The following is a 17,477-nucleotide window of genomic DNA, read 5'->3' on the forward strand; positions in this document are numbered from 1 at the left end:
CGGCGCGCTGCGTGACCTCAACGCTCACGAGGTGTGACGAGCCCCGACTCGTAGGCGAACACGACGAGTTGGGCCCGGTCCCGGGCGCCCAGCTTGATCATGGCCCGGCTGATGTGCGTCTTGGCGGTGAACGGGCTGACCACCATGTGCGCCGCGATCTCCTCGTTCGTCAGACCGCGTGCCGCCAGGGCGCTGACCTCGCGTTCGCGGCGGGTCAGGGTCTCGAAGCCGGGTGCGGTGGTCCGGTCGGGGGGCCGCGAGACGAACTCGCCGATCAGCCGGCGGGTGATGGCGGGCGAGAGCAGCGCGTCCCCGCGGGCCGCGACGCGGACGGCCTGGAGCAGTTCGGCCGGCTCGGTGTCCTTGAGCAGGAAGCCCGCCGCGCCGGCACGCAGCGCCTCGAACACGTACTCGTCCAGGCCGTAGTTGGTCAGGATCACGACGTGGACGCCGCGCAGCAGCGGGTCCCCGGCGATCGCACGGGTGGCTTCGATCCCCGTCATCACGGGCATCTGTACGTCGACGAGCGCGATGTCGGGGATGTGCAGCCGGGCCAGTTCCAGCCCTTCCCGGCCGTCGGCGGCCTCGCCGATCACCTCGATGCCGTCCTCCGCGTCGAGCAGTGCCCGGAAGCCGGCCCGCATCAGGGCCTGGTCGTCGACGATCAGCACCCGGAGCGGACGGCCGCCGTGCTCGCTCATCCGGTGGTTCCGACGGTACGCAGCGGAAGTTCGGCCCGTACGGAGAAGCCTCCGGCTCCTCTCGGTGCGGCGTCCAGAGTGCCGCCGAGCGCCGTGACGCGCTCACGCATACCGGTGAGACCGGTGCCCGCGGTGACGGCGTCGCCCGGGGCGCAGGGGCCGTGGTCGTCGATGTGCACGGTCAGGGACCCTTCGCCGTAGGTGAGCCGGACGACCGTACGGGCCCGGTCGGCGTGCCGGGCCACATTGGTGAGGGCCTCCTGCACGATGCGGTACGCCGCCCGGTCCACGTCCACCGGCAGCGGCCGCTCGTCGCCGCTGATGTCGACCGAGAGCGCGATGCCCGCGCTGCGGGCCCGTTCGGCCAGTTCACCGATCCGGTCGAGTCCGGTGCCGGGCTCGACCACGTCCGTGCGCAGCACCTCCAGGGTGGCGCGCAGCTCACGCATGGCCTCACCGCTCGCCTCCTGGATGGCCAGCAGAGCGGGCTCCACCTCGGTGCCGCGCTTGCGGGCCAGGTGCACGGCGACCCCGGCCTGGAGCTTGACGATCGAGATGGAGTGGGTGAGCGAGTCGTGCAGTTCGCGGGCGATCCGCAGCCGCTCCTCCCCCGCCCGGCGCAACGCGGTCTCGTCGCGGCTGCGTTCGGCGTCGAGTGCCCGCTGCTCGGTCTGCCGGAGATAGGCCTGCCAGTTCTTGTCGATGAGTCCGGTGACGCCGGCGCAGAGGAACCAGCCGAGCAGCAGCAGGGTGCGTTCGACGGTGTCCTCGGCGGCCGGTGCGGCGGCCATCATGACGGTGAAGTAGCCGGTGAGGAAGAGGGCGCTCGCCGCGACGCCCCAGAGACGGTGGCCGCTGCGGGCGGCGGTGTGCACCGCGGCCAGCACGGGGAAGGCCGCCCAGCTGCCCGGCTGCGCGTGGAGCACGTATCCGGACATGGCGAGCGTGGTGACGACGAGTACCGTGCGGGGCGCCCGGCGGTGCTCGGCGAGGGCGAGCGAACCGGCCGCGACGAGCACCAGGTCGAGGGCGTCGGGCGCCGCCGCGGCCGTGGCCGCGAGGACGACCGCCGCCCCGATCGCGACGGCGAGCAGCGCGTCCAGCAGGCGGGCGCGCCGGCCGGTGTTCCCCGTGTCCCCGTTCATGTGCCGCACCCTAACTCCGGTACGGCAGCGGCGGCATCGCCCGCAGGGACCGGCCGGGCACTACTCCCCGGGCAGTAGTGCGCGCCGCCCGGAGTCGGTCCGGATCAGCGCCGACTGCATCCGGGCGTACGACGACCGGGGGCGGGTCCGCGGGTGAGCATCGTCCCCATGACCGGACCTTTCCGCTACACCTCACCCGCTCCTTCGAAGTCGGCGACCGGAGTGGTCGCCGACGTGTACGCCCAGCTGGCAGTGGACTTCGGCATCGAGCGTGCCTCGGCCTTCGTCGTGCTGTCCGCCTCCCCTCCGCTGCTGACGGGCACCTGGGCCCTGGTGCGTGAGTCCCTGCTGGCCGGCCGGGTGTCCCGGACCGACAAGGAGGTGGTGGCTGCCGGGGTGTCGCTCGCCAACCGCTGCCCGTTCTGCGTGGACGCGCACACCGTGCTGCTGCACGCCACCGGTGACCACCGGCTGGCCGAGACGATCGCCCGCGGCGAGCAGCCCCGGGACCCCGCCCACCGGCAACTGCTCGCCTGGGGAAAGGACATGAGCACGGCACAGCCGTTCCCCGCGGACGCCGCCGCCGAGCACATCGGGACGGCGCTCGCCTTCCACTTCATCAATCGCGTCGTCTCCTCGCTGCTGACCGAGAGCACGCTGCCCTGCGGCCTCCAGCGGCTGCGGGCCGTACGGAGCGTGGCGGGCCGCACCCTGGCCAGGACCGTGCGCCAGGAGCTGGAACCGGGGCTGAGCCTGCCCCTCCTGGAAACGGAGGGCGAGGCGCCGGCCTGGGCGGCGGGCACCCCCGTCGGCACCGCGTTCGGCGCGCTGCGCACCGCGGCGGAGCTGGGCGCCGGACTGCTCGACGACCGGGACGCGGCGCTCGTACGGGAGTCGGTGGCGGCCTGGGACGGCGTCACGCCACTGCCGCCGCACGGGGCGGCCCTGCCGGACCGGGCGGAGCGGCCGGGCGCCCGGCTGGCCCTGCTCGCGGCGCGCGCCCCGTACCGGATCACCGACGAGGACGTGGCGGCCTGGCTGGCACCGCCGTTCACCGACCACTGCCTGGTCCATCTGATCGCGTTCGGTGCCATCTGCGCCGTCGAGCGCGTCGAAGCCACCCTCACCACCCGGCCGAAGGAGCACGCATGAAGGTCGCCGAAGCATGGAACGGGCCGGTCGGACAGCACTGGGCCGCCCACCCCGACCGCTACAACACGATGCTGGAGGCCTTCGACGGCCCGCTGTTCGACGCGGCGGCGATCGGCGCGTCGGACCGGGTGCTGGACATCGGCTGCGGCAGCGGGCTCACGACCCGGATGGCCGCCCGTCGGGCGCCGCAGGGCAGCGTCACCGGGGTCGACATCTCCGAGCCGCTCCTCGAACGGGCCCGCGAGCTCACCGGTGCCGAGCGGCTCCCCGCTGTCGGCTACCGGCTGGCCGATGCGCAGACCTGCCCGTTCGAGCCCGCCGGGTACGACCTGGCGATCAGCCGGGGCGGAGTGATGTTCTTCGCCGACGCGGTCGCCGCCTTCACCAACATCGCCGGCGCGCTGCGTCCGGGCGGCCGGCTGGTGTTCCTGTGCCCGCAGCCCGCCCGGGCGGACGGCGAGGAGGCCAAGGCGCTCGGTCTGCTGGCCTCGCTCCTGGGCGAGGACCACACCCGGGAGAACGCGCTGGCCACCGCGATGGCCTCGCTCTCGGAGCCGGACCGCATCCACGAGGTGCTGGGTGCGGCCGGCTTCACGGATATCGAGGTGACCGGCGTGGGCGCCGAATCCGTCTGGGGGAAGGACGCCGCGGACGCGGTGGACTTCTTCGTCTCCCGCGCCCCCGGCCGCACCGTCTCCGACGCCACGCGTGCGGCGATGACCCGGGCGCTGCTGCCGCACGAGACACCGCGCGGGGTGCTGCTGCGCGCGGGCGTGTGGGTGGTCACCGCCCACCGCCCGGAGTGAGCTCTACGGCGCGGCCGGCGGACGGTGCTCGTACCAGCGCCGGCCGGCCTCCAACTGGGCGGCCAGCGAGATCAGCCGCTCCTCGCTGCGGGAGGGGCCGAGCAGCTGGGCCCCGACGGGGAGACCGTCGGGGGTGAACCCGGCCGGGACGTTGATCCCGGGCCAGCCCAGTACGTTCCAGGGCCAGGCGTACGGGCAGGCCTCGGCCATCGCGACGTCGGTGCGCCAGGCGCTCAGCCCGTCGAACCTGCCGATACGGGGCGGCGGGACGGCGGTGGTCGGGGTGAGCAGCACGTCGAATCCCGATCCGGCCCGGCCGCGGGAGGGGTGGAACAGCGCGCCGATCCGCCGGTGCTGGCGCACCTCCCGCGCCCTGGCCGCCCGCACGACCCGGCCGCCGAGCCGGGTGCCGGTGCGCAGGGCGCTGCGGGTGCGCGCGTCGAGGAGCGCGGGCTCGGGGTGCAGCGCGGCGAGTTCGGCGATGCCCGCGGTGGCGCGCGGCACGAAGCCGAGGCCGATCAGCCCGTAGCGGGGCCGGGCCTCCTCGACGTGGTGGCCGAGCGCGGCCAGGGCCTCGGCGAGCTCCGTGACGGCACGTCGTACGTCCGGGTGGGGCGCGGTCCGGGTGAGCGTGAGCGGGGGCCGCCAGGCGACGGCGATGCGCAGTCGGCCCGGATCGCGGCGGGCGGCGGCGCGGGCCCCGACGGGCGGGGGGCGGTGCGGGTCGTCGGGGTGGGCCCCCGCGACGGCGTCCAGGAGGAGCGCGGCGTCCGCGACGGTCCTGGCCAGCGGCCCGTTGACGGTGAGGCCCTGGAAGGCGTCGCTCTGCGGGTGGACGGAGATCCGGCCGCGCTGCGGTTTGATGCCGACGAGGTGGGTCCAGGCCGCCGGGATCCGGACGGAGCCGGCGCCGTCGGACCCGAGTGCGGCGGGCACCAGGCCGGCGGCGACGGCGGCCGCCGAACCGCCGGACGAACCGCCGGGCGTGTGGTCGGTGTTCCACGGGTTGCGGGTGGCTCCAAAGGCCGGCCCCTCGGTGAACGGCCACTGGCCGAGTTCGCAGGCGTTGGTCTTCCCGACGATCACGGCCCCGGCAGCACGCAGCCTGCGGACGGCCTCGCTGTCCGCGACGGCGGATGGCCGCTCCCCGGCGCAGCCGAAGTAGGTGGGCATCCCGGCGACATCGGTGTCGTCCTTGACCGCGACGGGCACGCCCAGCAGCGGCAGCCGCTCCCCCGCTGCCAGCCGGCGGTCGGCCTCGGCGGCCTCGGCGAGTGCGGCCTCGGTCCGCAGGTGGCGGAAGGCGTTGAGGGTGCCCTGGCTCGCCTCGATCCGGGCGAGTGCGGCGGAGACCAGCGCGGTTGCGGTGGTGGCGCCCTCCGCCAGGGCCCGCACGCTGTCGGCCAGTCCGGCCGGTACCGCCACGTCCGTTCCGGTGGAATCCGCTGAGGACATGTGCTGCCCGCCTCCCTCGTACCGTCAGGTGCGCGCACCTGTCCGCCCGAACGAACTTACTGGAGGGTAACGAGTGGAGGCGGCCCGCTCAACCGTTCGGCGACGGGTGTCGGGCCCCGGCGCCCGCGCGAGGGTGCGGCCTGTCCCCGGCCACGGTTGTGTCCTCAATCGCCGGACAGGCTGAATTCCCCTACGGCTGGACGGTGATCTCGCCGATCCCGGTGCCGAGGCCCGCACAGTGCGCGGTCGACTGCCCGGACTGGCCCGGGTTGAGCGTGACGTGTTCGCCGTCGACGTCCGGGGACCAGCCGCAGACCAGGTGCACCCAGAAGGTCTGCGTCGCGCCACCGTTGTTCCGGCACAGCGCGTAGCCGGTGTAGTCGTCGACAGCGTGCTTGCCGGTATCGCAGGAGAGCCCCGGAGGCGTCGCGGTCGGGGCGGCGGCCGAGGCTGCCGTGGCCAGTCCGGTGGCGACCGCGAACGCCGCGGTCAGCCCCGCGACGGCGGCGCCCCGCAGGACGCTCCCGGACAGACTCCGCATGGACTTCTTCATGATTCCCTCTCGGTCGTGACGAATCGGTGCGCCGTCAACCGCACACCCGCCCCACTAACCGAAAATCCCGCGCTTCGTCACGCTGGGTGCGCGTTCGGGTGGTGATCCCTCCGCCGGGCGGCCGTCCCTGCCCCGGCGTACGCTCGAAAGATCCGACCGCGGACCAGAACAGCCCCGCCAGGACCTTTCGAGGAGGCGACGTGACCGGTCCCCACCTGGGCGCACGCCCGGCCGCATGGGCAGCGGCGATCGTGCTCTCCGTCACCGGAAGCGGCCTCGTCGGCGGCGGCGTGGCGCACGCGGAGGACATCGACACGCTCACCGCCCAGCAGATCGCCGACCGCTCCCGTGACGCCCTGCTCGGCGCGCACTCCATGCACCTGCGGACGAAGGGGGATCTCGGCAGGGGCCGCACTCCGATGTCCGTGGACCTCACCCTGGACCGCGACGACAACTGCACCGGCTCGGTGGACCTCGGCAACAGCCAGGGCTCCGTGCGGATCGTCAAGCGCGGCGACGAGGTCTGGATCAAACCGGACGCGGACTTCTGGAAGAACCAGGTCCCCGACGGCGGCCAGGCCTTCGCCGCGATCCTGAACGGCCGCTACATGAAGGCCTCGGCCGACGACCCCCGGCTGCTCACGCTGACGAAGGCCTGCGATCTCGACACCTTCCAGAAGCTGGTCAGCGACAACGCCGACAACGACCACGGCACGCTCAACAAGGCCGCGAGGACCACACTCGGCAAGGCACCCGTCGTACCGCTGACCAGGATGCGCGGCGAGACGACGCTGCGGCTTTACGTGGCCGCCACGGGCAAGCCGTATCCCCTGCGGCTCACCGTTCAGGGCGGCGGCGCGGACGCGACCGTGGACTTCTCCGCCTTCGACAAGCCGGTGCCCACGTCCACGCCGCCGCCGGACGACACGTTCGACATCAACGCCCTGCTGGGCCGCTCGACGGGGACGGTGTGACGCCCGGCCGGCCGGTGAGCACCACGTACAGCACCAGCGACGCGGCCAGTCCGACCGCCCACCCGTAGTCGGCGAGCGGCCGCAGGAACGGAATCAGTCCGTCCGCCGGGAACGGCCCCTTTCCGGGCTCGGAGTGCGAACCGCCGATCGCCAGGACGCCGCCGACGGCGAACGCGGCGACGGCCCGCCAGTTCCAGCCGTTCGTATACCAGTAGCGCCCGCCGGGCCGGTAGAGGTCGGACAGGTCGAGCACGGTGCGCCGGACGATCCAGTAGTCGGCGATCAGGATGCCGGCGACCGTACCGAGCAGCCCGCCGACGAGACCGAGCCAGGTGTAGATGTACAGCTCGGGCGTCTCGGTGAGCTTCCACGGCATCACCAGCACCCCGACGACGCCGGTGACCAGCGCGCCGGTACGGAAGTTGATGAACTTCGGCGCGAGGTTCGCCAGGTCGTACGCGGGTGACACGACGTTCGCCGCGATGTTCACGGAGATCGTCGCGACCAGCACCGTCACCAGGGCGTAGAGCAGCCCGAAGACGTTGTCGGTCCTGGCGACCAGCTGGACCGGGTCCCAGATCGCCTCGCCGTACACCGCCTGCGAGCCGGAGGTCACCAGCACCGAGAGCAGCGCGAAGAGTGTCATCGTGGTGGGCAGCCCGAACGACTGGCCCCGGATCTGGGCGCGTTGGCCGGCTCCGAAACGGGTGAAGTCGGGGATGTTCAGGGAGAGCGTGGCCCAGAAGGCGATCATGCCCATCAGGGAGGGGAAGAATACCGGCCAGAAGTCCTTGCCCCAGCCGAGCTTCGAGGGCTGGTCGAGCAGCGGGCCGAAGCCACCGGCCTTGACCGCGACCCAGACCAGCAGCACCACCGCGCCGACGATGACGAAGGGCGCCGCCCAGTTCTCGAACCGGCGCAGGGCGTCCATCCCCCGGTAGATGATGGCGAGTTCGACCGCCCAGAACACGACGAAGCAGACCCAGAGCGTCCATGGCTGTCCGCCGATCTCCTCGGCCTTCGCCCAGCCGCCGAACATCTTCCCGAGCAGGGTGAAGATGCCGACGCCGCCGATCCAGGTCTGGATGCCGAACCAGGCACACGCCACCGCGGCCCGGATGAGCGCGGGCAGGTTGGCGCCGCGCAGCCCGAACGAGGCACGGGCCAGGACCGGGAAGGGGATGCCGTACTTGGGTCCGGCGTGCCCGGTGAGCAGCATCGGCCCGAGGACGATCAGGTTGGCGAGCGCGATCGTGAAGACGGCCTGTTTCCAGTCCATGCCCAGGGCGACGAGGCCGGAGGCGAGCAGCCAGGAGGGGATGTTGTGGGCCATGCCGACCCAGAGCGCGGTGAAGTTGTACGTGGTCCAGTTGCGCCGCTCCAGCGGGACGGGCAGCAGGTCCTCGTTGACGAACCGGTTGTCGGTGGGGACGGCACCCGGGGCGAGTCCGACGCGGTCCGGGACCGCGGGTATCCGGTCCTGCGGTGGTGGCGGTGGGACGGTCGATGTCATGGCGGCTGGACCCTTCGCTCGGAATCGGTGCCGTGCGGGGCGGGGCGCGGGGTGTGGGGTGTGGCTCAGTTGGAGAGTGCGGGGATGATCTCGGCGCCGTAGGCGTCGATGGTCGCCTCGCGGGCGTCGTGCATGTTGTAGACGGCGAACTGGTCGACGCCCAGGTCGCGCAGGGCCCGGAGCTTCTCGATATGCGCCTCGGGCGGCCCCAGCAGGCAGAACCGGTCGACGATCTCGTCCGGGACGAAGGTCGTGTCGGGGTTCCCGGCCCGGCCGTGGTGGCTGTAGTCGTAGCCGGAGCGTCCGGCAATGTATGCGGTCAGGGCCTCGGGGACGAGGCCGGAGTGCTCGCCGTACCGGGTGACCAGGTCGGCGACATGGTTGCCGACCATGCCGCCGAACCATCGGCACTGCTCGCGGGCGTGGTCGAGGTCGTCGCCCACGTAGGCGGGAGCCGCGACGCAGATGGTCACGGAGTCCGGGTCGCGGCCCGCCTCGGCCGCCGCGTCCCGCACCGTCTTGATCATCCATTCGGTGAGGAAGGGATCGGCGAGCTGGAGGATGAAGCCGTCGGCCTTCTGCCCGGCGAGCGCGAGGGCCTTGGGACCGTACGCACCCATCCAGACGGGCAGCCGTCCGTCCTTGATCCAGGGGATCTGGACGGGCTGTCCGTCGATGACCGCTTCCCGCCCCTCGGCGAGGTCGCGGATGGCGTCGATGGCCTCGCCGAGCCGGGCCAGGGTGTTGGGGCGGCGGCCGGCCACCCGCATCGCCGAGTCGCCGCGGCCGATGCCGCAGACCGTCCGGTTTCCGTACATGTCGTTGAGCGTGGCGAACGTGGAGGCGGTGACCTCCCAGGTGCGGGTGGACGGGTTGGTGACCATCGGGCCGACCACGAGGCGTTCGGTGTGTTCGAGGATGCGGCTGTAGATGACGAAGGGCTCCTGCCAGAGCACGGCCGAGTCGAAGGTCCAGCCGTAGCGGAAGCCGTTGCGTTCGGCGCGGCGCATCAGGCCGACGACGGCCGAGGCGGGCGGGTCCGTCTGCAGGACGAGTCCGAAGTCCATGGCAGGTGCTCCTAGTCCACGTACTGAAAGGTGGCGCGCGGGGTGTACATGCCGTGTCCGGCACGGCCGGTGAACGTACGGCGGTCGATGACGACCTCGCCGCGCGAGAGCACGGACGCCACCTGACCGGTGAGCCGCCGCTTCCCCTCGTACGCCGAGTGGTCGACGTTCATGTGGTGCGTCTCGGCGGACACGGGCTCGTTGTTCCGCAGGCCCCGCCGGAGCGCTGCATGGCCCGAAGGATCTGGCCGTCGTCGCTGTGGAAGACACCGGGGCAGGCCATGAACAGCTCGAAACGTGTGGGGGCGCGCCATCCCGTGCGGTGGTGACCGCGCCCGGTCCACGGCCCTTGACCGGATCGGTCAGGCACGGGTCGAAGGTGCCGGTGATGTGAGGACCGGGCGGCCCGTACAGGGGCGGAACCGGTGTGCCTTCGTAGTCGCCCAGCTCGCATACCGCCCTCTCCCGAACACCGGTCTTCAGGTACTCAAGCGCACGCTGGCAGAGGCTCCGGGGCGTTGCCCTTGGGTGACGTGCCTCGGCAGATCCTTCCATATGAGTCCGCGCCGAACCTTGTGCAACGCCGCCTCGAACGCGAGTCGCGGGGGACGATTCTGGACTGCTTTCTCGGCTTTGGGAAGGGGCCCTCCACCCGCGCCCGCCGATCGTCCGCGAGCGCCGGCGGCACCGAGCGCTGCTGACTGACAAGGCGTCGGGCCGGTGACCGTGAGGTGCCGGCCGCGGTCATCTCCGTAGCCACCTCGGGTTGTACGTGGCGGCAGCTCCCGCCGGTGTCCGGGCCGGCCCGGCAGACGTTCTGCCGGCGGTTCGCCCCGGCCCGGGGCCACCCCAGCAGCCCCTCAGAGACGTTTGGCCACGTCGGATGCGGCCAACTGCACCTCGGGCGCGAAGGCTCGCAGCTCCTCCGGGCTGACCAGGAAGGCGAGTGCGGAGACCGAGACGGCGCCCACCGGGTATCCCTCTGCGTCGAGTACCGGAGCAGCCAGCGAACAGATCGCCTGCTCGTGCTCCTCGTAGTCGGTCGCGTAACCGTCCTTGCGCGCCGACGTCAGTCTCTTCTCCAGCGTCCGCCTGCCGGTCACCGTCTTCGGCGTATGAGCGGTCAGCGCGGTGGCGTCCAACAGGGCGGCCGCTTCCGGCTCCGGCAAATGGGACAGCAGGGCCAGGCCGGCGGCGGTCGCGTGCAGGGGCAGGCGCATGCCGACCTCGGTCGTGATGCGGTAGGCCCGGTCGGGGTCGACCTTGTGGGTGTAGATCGCATGGTCACCGTTGAGGACCGCGAGATGAACGGTCTGGCCCAGTCGTTGCTGCAACGTCCGGAGCACTGCCCCGATACCGACGGAGTCCTCGGACAGCACGCGCGCGGCCATCGCCTGCAGCCGGACGCCGATGCCGTAGCGGCCTTCGCCTTCCGTCGTGGCGTAGCCCTCCTCGATCAGTGTGCCGAGGATGCGATGAGCACTCGCCTTGGAGACTCCTGAGCGCTCGCCGATCTCTCCGAGCCGATGCGGCGTATCCGGATGTGCCAGCGCGTCCAGCACGCGCAGCGTCTTCGCTACGGAGTTGCCCGCTCCCCCCGCGACACGTGTCCCGGAAACTGCCTCGTCGGTATCCATTGTCTCTCCGGTTGCCTCTCAGCTAACGTCACTCGGGTCCGCCATCCGGAACGACAATCTATCGTACGGAACGCGGATGAGGGGTGTCCGGTCGCTCGACGGGCCCCCAAGTGCCAAGCGCGAGGTGGTTGTTCATGTCCGCATCTGACGATGAGCTGAACCCGTACGACCTGGTGATCGGTGGTGGTCTCCTGGTCGATCCCGGACAGTCCGTGCCCGTCGCCGGCGATGTCGCCGTCCGCGACGGCCGGATCGAGGCCGTCGTGGCTCCCGGCAGCGCCGACAGCCGTGCAGCGAGATTCCTCGATGCCCGGGGGCTGTTGGTCGCACCGGGACTCATCGACCTCCACACACACATCTACGACGGCCGGACCCGCATGGGCACGGGGGTCGACGCGGTAGGCCTCGCATCGGGCGTCACCACCCTCGTGGACGCCGGCAGCGCCGGATCCGACTCCTTCGCCGACTTCACCGAAACCGTTGTCGCGCCCAGCGGAACCCGTGTCCTGAGCTGGCTGAACATCTCGCGCCACGGCCTGACCAAGGGCACCCGGGAACTCGCCGGAGACGACGACATCCGGCATGCCGCGACGGTGGAGACGATTCTGGGCAACCCGCGGACCATCCGCGGCGTGAAGGTGCGGATGAGCCGCTCGGTACTGGGCGACAACGGCTTGGAACCACTGCGCGCGGCCAAGCGGGTCACCGCCGAGATCACGGCCGCCACGGGCCGGCCCTTCCCCGTCATGGTCCATGTCGGCAACGCTCCCCCCGCACTCGGTGATGTGCTCGACCTGCTCGAAGCGGGCGACGTCGTCACGCACGCCTTCCACGGAAAGACCGGCGGGCTCTTCCCGGTCGCCGGGGAAGGGCCCATCCCGCAGGCGCCGGCGGCTCTCGGACGCGGGGTCCGCTTCGATGTCGGACACGGTAGTGCCAGCTTCGCCTTCGAAACCATGGAACGCGCACTCGCGGCCGGGATCACGCCGCACACCATCAGCACCGATATCCACCGGCAGAACATCGCCGGCCCGGTACACAGCCTCACCACCACCATGACCAAGCTGCTCGCCGTGGGCCTCACCCTCAACGAGACCGTACGGGCCGCCACGTCGGCCGCCGCCGAGTCCATCGGCCTCGCCGGGGAACTGGGAACCCTTCAGGACGGGTCGGTCGCCGACATCACCCTCCTGGACCGGGCCGAAGGCGCTGTCGGCCTCGTGGACGCCGAGGGCATCACGCGGACGTCCGAGTGGCTGCTCACACCGGTGGCCGCGGTACGGGCCGGCGTCGTCCATGACATCCGAAAGGCCACCGCATGACCGCCATACCCCCGGACTCCACTCATCCACGCAGGCTGCTCACACTGCTGGCCGAGGACACGCACATCGGCGAACCCGATGCCACCGACGCGGAAGGCTTCCTCACCGTCGCCGACCGCTTCGCCTGCGACCGGGGCATCACGATGAACCACGTCCGCCGGCTGGCCCTGGCGGCGCACGGCCTCGCCTTCGTGCGGCGGGTACGCGCCCACGAGTATCCGCCGGAGCTCGACCGAGCCCTCTACGACGAGGTCGGTGCGGAACTGTTCGCAGGCGTGGGGAAGTTGCTCGACGCCTACTGCGCCGATCGCGCGCACACCGTCAACGACACCGAGGTGCTGCTCCTCACGCTGCACTTCGAGGCGGCCCTCCAGGAAGAATCGCCGGGTCCCGGTCACGGCGTCTGAACGCTCACAGACAGCGGTAAACCGCCTACCAGACAGGAAAGAACACCATGTCAGACACTGTGAAGATCGTCATCGGCAACCGGCTCGGCAAGGGCCAGGCGGTCGCCGAAGGCATTCGGAAAGCCGGAGCCGAGCCCGTGCTGATACCAGGGCCGGGCGCCGACATGAAGGTCGGTGACGTCATGGCTTCGGAAGGCGCCGTGCTCGGCCTCAGCTTCTGTGGCAGCGGCGGCGCCGGTGCGGTGACGGCCAAGGCGAAGTACGGGCACAGCATCGAGTTCGGCATGCGCACCGCGGAAGCCGGCGTCACCGCCGTACGGCAAGGCAAAAGGGTCCTCGGCTTCGGCTTCACCGACACCGAGGAGCTCGGTTTCAAAATCGCCCAGGCACTGCTGCAGGAGCTCAACTCCGATGCGGACAAGGCCTCATGAACACCACGGAACAAACACTGCGGCTGACCGGGACCGGACCGACGAAGGAACGCGCCTTCGGGGCCGCGATGCGCCAGGTGCAGTCAGCGGCGTCCGGTGAGGGCGACGGTGTCACCTTCCGGGTCGAACCCCTCTCCCTCGACGTGCTGTCGGCCGCCGAACACCGCAGGACCGAACGCTTCCTCGGAATCCTCTTCGCCAGGAGACGGATCCATTTCGAGATCACCGTGCGGGTGCGGGTGCGTGTCACCTCGCTCGACCTGGACGGTGTCGACTTCGCCGTACGTGAGGAAAAGCTGACCCCGACGCAGCACCTGCTGCAGATGAGGTAAAGGCCTCCCCGCTCCCGACAACGCCGGCCCGGCGGTCCTGCCCGCTGCCGGGCCCTGTCCTGCCGGGGCGAGGCACCGTCATGCCTCAAAACCCTCATTCGAGGACTCTGATGTCCCTCTGAAGTGGACCATCCATGAACGAAACACTCACCGTTCTGCTGGAGTCGGTCGTCATCGGCGCGCTCGTCGGCTTCGGCGCCGGTGCCGGTATCGCCCGCATGTTCCATGCCCCCAAAGCCCAGGGCATGGGTGCGTTCCGTACCCTCGGCGAGCTCAACGCCTGCGAGAACGACCCGATCGCGCACTTCTCCTTCGGGTTCGGCTTCTTCTTCAACGCCTGGGCCAGCACCGTCGGAGCGGGCGCGCTCTCGGGTGATGTGGACCATCGGATCCTGCCGCACTGGGCGGCCTCGATCAGCATGATCAAGAACCGCAATCTCGCCGAGACCCTGCACAACCCGCGACGCATGGCCTTCACCGGCGCCGGCGTAGGCGTCGTCCTGATCTCCGTCCTCAACACCACGGCCGCGGCCATTCCGCACTCACTGCAGAGTGTGGCCGCCGACGTACTCGGACCCGCCTCCGAGTGGCTGCTCAGCCCGGTGATGCCGGTCATCTTCTGGATGGCCGCGATCGACGCCGGACGGCGTACCGGGGGATGGGGCACGGTCCTCGGCGGCCTGGCCCACATCGTCATGGGCAACGCGGTCCCCGGCATCGTGCTCGGCATCGTCGTCGGCAAGGGGCTGGACGACATGGGCTGGAACCGCGTCACCAAGAGCCTGGTCACCGCGGTCGTCCTGCTCTTCCTGATCAGCTCCTTCCTGCGAGGCGTCGACATGCAGCTGCTCCAGGAAATGAAGGTCGCCGTTCCCGGCTGGCTGCACACGTTGCACGAGACGACCGGCACAGCCGGACAGTGAAGGAGGCAATGACGTGAGCACCACGGACATCGGCGTCGACGATGCCACCGGAGGCAGCGAGAGCGGTGGGCACCCGAAGCCATGGGAGGGCGGCTTCTGGCTCTCCGAAAGGGCCTTCCCCCTCTTCGTCGCCGCCCTCGCCTCCGGCATCTTCGCCGGAACCCACCTCTACTACACCTACCGGACCGGCGTGTTCAACGAGGTCGCGGTGGTCGCGCTCCTCAAAGCCGGTATGGAGAACGGCAGTTACGGCGCAGCTGCGGCATTCGGCGCCGGCTTCCTGTTCGCCAGGATCATCGAGGCCCCGATGGTGGGCATCCTGGACATCGGCGGCTCGCTGCAGACCGGCGTCGGAATCGGCATCCCCGCCATGCTGCTGGCCGGCGGGATAACCGCCCCGCTCGAACACTTCTGGATCGCCCTGCCGACCGGCGCCGTCATCGGACTGGGCATCGGCTGGCTGGTCCTGCTGATCCGCCGGGCCACCGTCAACTCGGCGGACGCCGGATCGACCTTCGGCGCCGACGTGATGATGGGCGCCGGCAACGCGGCCGGACGCTACCTGGGGCCGCTGGTCATTCTCGCCGCGGCGTCCGCCTCGATCCCCGTCGGCCTCGGATCGACCATCGGGGCCATCCTCTTCTACTGGTGGAAGAAGCCGCTGACCGGCGGCGCCATCCTCGGCGCGATGGCTGCCGGGGTCTTCTTCCCGCTCCCCGGCAAGTGATCCGGCCCTCTTCGCCGTTGCCCGGCCGCACGACATCCCGCACCACGAGAACTGAGGAGTGCCCTCCCATGGGTGTGTACGAAGAACTCGGGCTACGGCCCGCCATCAACGCCAGCGGAAAGATGACCGCCCTGGGAGGCAGCGTCCTGGACGACGCCGTCGTGGCAGCGATGGGCGAGGCCGCCCGCAGCCATGTGGTGATGGAGGATCTGCTGCGCGTCGCCGGCCGGGTCATCGCGGAGACCACCGGTGCCGAGGACGGCTGCCCCACCACGGGAGCCGCATCGGGCATCGCGATAGCGGTCGCCGCCGTGATCGCCGGCTCGAACCCGGCTCAGGTCGAGATGCTGCCCGATGCGGGTGGGCGGCCGTGCGAGGTGCTCCTGCTGAAGGGGCACTCCGTCAACTTCGGCGCTCCGGTGCGCCAGATGATCGCCCTCGGCGGCGGTCGCGCGACCGAGGTCGGCTCGGTGAACAAGGTGAGCGCCGCCCACCTGGAGAGCTCCATCACCGAACGCACCGCGGCCCTGCTGTTCGTCCAGTCGCACCACACGGTGCACAAGGGGCAGATCACTCTCACCGAGATGATCGCGACAGGCAAGCGGCACGGCATCCCGGTCATCGTCGACGCCGCGGCCGAGGACGATCTGCGCCGCTGGCCGGCCACCGGAGCCGATCTGGTGGTCTTCAGCGGAGGCAAGGCAATCGGCGGGCCGACCTCCGGGCTCATCTGCGGCACTCACGAACTGATCGAGTCGTGTCGCTCCCAGTACACCGGTATCGCCCGGCCGATGAAGGTCGGCAAGGAAACCGTACTCGGGCTGCTGCAAGCCCTGCGGCAGTACGGCAACGAACAGGCCGGCGACGGCGGCCTGGACCGGATGACCCGGCTCGCGGACAGGCTCGGGAACTTGTCCGGCGTCACCGGGACGGTGGAACAGGACGAAGCGGGACGCCACATCTACCGTGCCGTGCTGACCATCGACCCCGCGAAGGCCGGACGCGACGCGCAGGCACTGGCGCGGGAGCTGGCGGCAGGCGACCCCCCGGTCTTCCTGCGTGACCACCAGGCGGGCACCGGGCGTCTGTCCGTCGACCCCCGCCCCATCACCGCCGACGAGGAAGAGCAGTTGGTGCGCCGGTTCACCTCGGTGCTCGGCGCCTCCTGACGTCGCGTCCACACCCCCGACCACGTATTCATGCACATGGAAAACCTCAAGGAGCAGGACATTCCTACCGTAGAACGCCGACTCGTCGTGACCGAAGAGGCCGGGCTGCACGCCCGCCCTGCCGCGCTCTTCGCGCAGACCGCCGCACGTTACGAGGCCGAGGTGACGGTGACACGTTCAGCGGTTCCCGCCGACCGGCCCGATGCCGGCCGCGAAGTGTCCGCGCGAAGTGTCCTGTCCCTGATGACCCTCAACATCCGGTGCGGCGACGAGATCGTCATCAGGGCCCGGGGCGCGGACGGTTCCGAAGTGGTCGACGCCCTCGCGGCCATCGCCGCCCCCGCCTGAAATCGCCGCCCCTCCCCCGCCTGAAACGGATATTCATGTCCATGCCTGTGTCCCCGTCGTTGTCTCCCGCGGTGCACGATGTCGTCGAGCAGCTGCGCCGGGCCCGCATCGTGCCGACGGTGCGAGCCGCCGACGCCGACGCTGCCGACGCGGTCGCCCGTGAACTTCTGGCCGCGGGCCTCACCGCCTTCGAGTTCACCGCCACCACACCGGGCTGGCAGGCGCTGGTCGCCGGGTGGACCTCCGATCACCCGGAGGCCATGATCGGTCTCGGTACCGTCACATCGACGCACATCGCCGAGCAGGCGCTGACCGCCGGAGCCCGCTTCCTGGTCAGCCCCTTCCAGATCCCCGAGGTCCGGCCGGTCGCCGACGGCGCAGACCGGCTCTTCGTCGAAGGCGGGCTGACCCCCACCGAACTGCGTACCGCTGCGAACCGGGGAGTGGCCAAGCTCTTCCCCGCACACGTCGGCGGCCTCCAGTACCTCAAGTCTCTGCTGGCGGTACTCCCCGGCGCCCGCATCATGGCCACCGGCGGCGTGACGGTGGCCAACGCCGTCGACTGGCTGGCGGCGGGCGCCTTCACCGCCAGTGTGGGCAGCGACCTCTACCGGGGCGCCGACATCGGGGCCAACGTCGCACGCCTGCGCGCGTCCCTCGACGGCCAGGAGGCACTGTCCGGCGGATGATCCGGACATGTCGGCGCGTCCACGTCCGTGACCGGTCTTCGGTGTCGAGTTCGGGGCTGGGGGCGGCACAGGGGCAGGTCAGCAGGGCGTCCGTATCGGAGTCGGGTCGTGATGTCAGTGCGGGCG

General features: G+C 71.0%; 19 protein-coding genes and 2 pseudogenes. 13 read left to right on the forward strand and 8 right to left on the reverse strand.

What is annotated here, in order from left to right; all coding sequences use genetic code 11:
* Positions 1-17 precede the first annotated feature (17 nt).
* Together ACFVW8_RS14825 and ACFVW8_RS14830 are read right to left on the reverse strand one after the other, a co-directional pair.
* Positions 18-701 (reverse strand): response regulator, encoded by a 684-nt coding sequence (locus ACFVW8_RS14825; protein WP_389689806.1) that lies wholly within the window; start codon positions 699-701, stop codon positions 18-20.
* Positions 698-1,846, reverse strand: coding sequence for a sensor histidine kinase (locus tag ACFVW8_RS14830; protein WP_389689808.1), 1,149 nt, complete (start codon positions 1,844-1,846; stop codon positions 698-700). Before ACFVW8_RS14830 ends, ACFVW8_RS14825 begins: the two co-directional genes overlap by 4 nt.
* 168 nt (positions 1,847-2,014) lie before the next feature.
* Here ACFVW8_RS14830 and ACFVW8_RS14835 point away from each other — a divergent pair, with 168 nt between their 5' ends.
* A complete protein-coding gene (locus tag ACFVW8_RS14835) occupies positions 2,015-2,998 on the forward strand; it encodes a carboxymuconolactone decarboxylase family protein (RefSeq protein WP_389689810.1) in 984 nt (327 codons plus the stop codon).
* Positions 2,995-3,804 carry a class I SAM-dependent methyltransferase gene (locus tag ACFVW8_RS14840; RefSeq protein WP_389689812.1) on the forward strand — a complete coding sequence of 270 codons (810 nt, stop codon included), beginning with the start codon at positions 2,995-2,997 and terminating at the stop codon, positions 3,802-3,804. Before ACFVW8_RS14835 ends, ACFVW8_RS14840 begins: the two co-directional genes overlap by 4 nt.
* A gap of 3 nt (positions 3,805-3,807) precedes the next feature.
* Here ACFVW8_RS14840 and ACFVW8_RS14845 read toward each other — a convergent pair whose 3' ends face one another.
* Together ACFVW8_RS14845 and ACFVW8_RS14850 are read right to left on the reverse strand one after the other, a co-directional pair.
* On the reverse strand, positions 3,808-5,259 hold the full coding sequence (locus ACFVW8_RS14845) for an amidase (protein ID WP_389689814.1): 1,452 nt from the start codon (positions 5,257-5,259) through the stop codon (positions 3,808-3,810).
* 190 nt (positions 5,260-5,449) lie between these two features.
* Positions 5,450-5,812, reverse strand: a complete 363-nt coding sequence (locus tag ACFVW8_RS14850; RefSeq protein ID WP_389689815.1) for a hypothetical protein — start codon at positions 5,810-5,812, stop codon at positions 5,450-5,452.
* 200 nt (positions 5,813-6,012) lie between these two features.
* Between ACFVW8_RS14850 and ACFVW8_RS14855 the strand changes: the two genes are divergently transcribed.
* Positions 6,013-6,786 (forward strand): hypothetical protein, encoded by a 774-nt coding sequence (locus tag ACFVW8_RS14855; RefSeq protein ID WP_389689817.1) that lies wholly within the window; start codon positions 6,013-6,015, stop codon positions 6,784-6,786.
* Here ACFVW8_RS14855 and ACFVW8_RS14860 read toward each other — a convergent pair.
* The 3 genes and pseudogenes from ACFVW8_RS14860 to ACFVW8_RS14870 all read right to left on the reverse strand — a co-directional run.
* The gene (locus ACFVW8_RS14860) at positions 6,749-8,299 is read right to left on the reverse strand and encodes an NCS1 family nucleobase:cation symporter-1 (RefSeq protein WP_389689819.1); all 1,551 of its coding nucleotides are present in this window, start codon (positions 8,297-8,299) and stop codon (positions 6,749-6,751) included. The genes ACFVW8_RS14855 and ACFVW8_RS14860 overlap by 38 nt on opposite strands.
* Positions 8,300-8,364: 65 nt before the next feature.
* Positions 8,365-9,366 carry a TIGR03842 family LLM class F420-dependent oxidoreductase gene (locus ACFVW8_RS14865; protein WP_389689821.1) on the reverse strand — a complete coding sequence of 334 codons (1,002 nt, stop codon included), beginning with the start codon at positions 9,364-9,366 and terminating at the stop codon, positions 8,365-8,367.
* Between the two features lie 11 nt (positions 9,367-9,377).
* Positions 9,378-9,566 (reverse strand): annotated as a pseudogene (locus tag ACFVW8_RS14870) (dihydropyrimidinase); the annotation flags it as partial.
* A 510-nt stretch (positions 9,567-10,076) separates the two neighbouring features.
* On the opposite strand from ACFVW8_RS14870, the pseudogene ACFVW8_RS14875 reads away from it, so the two are divergent.
* Positions 10,077-10,196, forward strand: a pseudogene (locus ACFVW8_RS14875) (IS5/IS1182 family transposase); the annotation flags it as partial.
* A gap of 30 nt (positions 10,197-10,226) precedes the next feature.
* On the opposite strand, the gene ACFVW8_RS14880 reads toward ACFVW8_RS14875, so the two are convergent.
* Entirely contained in the window at positions 10,227-11,003 is a 777-nt protein-coding gene (locus ACFVW8_RS14880; protein ID WP_389689823.1) for an IclR family transcriptional regulator, read from the reverse strand.
* Positions 11,004-11,137: 134 nt separating this feature from the next.
* Between ACFVW8_RS14880 and ACFVW8_RS14885 the strand changes: the two genes are divergently transcribed.
* The 9 genes from ACFVW8_RS14885 to ACFVW8_RS14925 all read left to right on the forward strand — a co-directional run bounded on the left by ACFVW8_RS14885 (position 11,138) and on the right by ACFVW8_RS14925 (position 17,351).
* Complete coding sequence (locus ACFVW8_RS14885; protein WP_389689825.1) at positions 11,138-12,325, forward strand: amidohydrolase/deacetylase family metallohydrolase; 1,188 nt, start codon at positions 11,138-11,140, stop codon at positions 12,323-12,325.
* Entirely contained in the window at positions 12,322-12,732 is a 411-nt protein-coding gene (locus ACFVW8_RS14890; protein ID WP_389689827.1) for a hypothetical protein, read from the forward strand. Before ACFVW8_RS14885 ends, ACFVW8_RS14890 begins: the two co-directional genes overlap by 4 nt.
* Positions 12,733-12,779: 47 nt before the next feature.
* Positions 12,780-13,163, forward strand: a complete 384-nt coding sequence (locus ACFVW8_RS14895; RefSeq protein WP_389689829.1) for an SFCGS family glycine-rich protein — start codon at positions 12,780-12,782, stop codon at positions 13,161-13,163.
* Positions 13,160-13,495, forward strand: a complete 336-nt coding sequence (locus ACFVW8_RS14900) for a DUF4312 family protein (protein WP_389689831.1) — start codon at positions 13,160-13,162, stop codon at positions 13,493-13,495. Before ACFVW8_RS14895 ends, ACFVW8_RS14900 begins: the two co-directional genes overlap by 4 nt.
* A gap of 134 nt (positions 13,496-13,629) precedes the next feature.
* Complete coding sequence (locus tag ACFVW8_RS14905) at positions 13,630-14,418, forward strand: DUF4311 domain-containing protein (RefSeq protein WP_389689833.1); 789 nt, start codon at positions 13,630-13,632, stop codon at positions 14,416-14,418.
* A gap of 13 nt (positions 14,419-14,431) precedes the next feature.
* Positions 14,432-15,145, forward strand: a complete 714-nt coding sequence (locus ACFVW8_RS14910; protein WP_389689835.1) for a DUF4310 family protein — start codon at positions 14,432-14,434, stop codon at positions 15,143-15,145.
* 68 nt (positions 15,146-15,213) lie between these two features.
* Positions 15,214-16,314 (forward strand): DgaE family pyridoxal phosphate-dependent ammonia lyase, encoded by a 1,101-nt coding sequence (locus tag ACFVW8_RS14915; protein WP_389689837.1) that lies wholly within the window; start codon positions 15,214-15,216, stop codon positions 16,312-16,314.
* A 30-nt stretch (positions 16,315-16,344) separates the two neighbouring features.
* A complete protein-coding gene (locus tag ACFVW8_RS14920; protein ID WP_389689839.1) occupies positions 16,345-16,662 on the forward strand; it encodes an HPr family phosphocarrier protein in 318 nt (105 codons plus the stop codon).
* 41 nt (positions 16,663-16,703) lie between these two features.
* On the forward strand, positions 16,704-17,351 hold the full coding sequence (locus ACFVW8_RS14925) for a bifunctional 4-hydroxy-2-oxoglutarate aldolase/2-dehydro-3-deoxy-phosphogluconate aldolase (RefSeq protein ID WP_389689841.1): 648 nt from the start codon (positions 16,704-16,706) through the stop codon (positions 17,349-17,351).
* Positions 17,352-17,477 lie beyond the last annotated feature (126 nt).

Origin of the sequence: Streptomyces sp. NPDC058221 (assembly GCF_042882365.1) — a bacterium.
Taxonomy (GTDB): domain Bacteria; phylum Actinomycetota; class Actinomycetes; order Streptomycetales; family Streptomycetaceae; genus Streptomyces.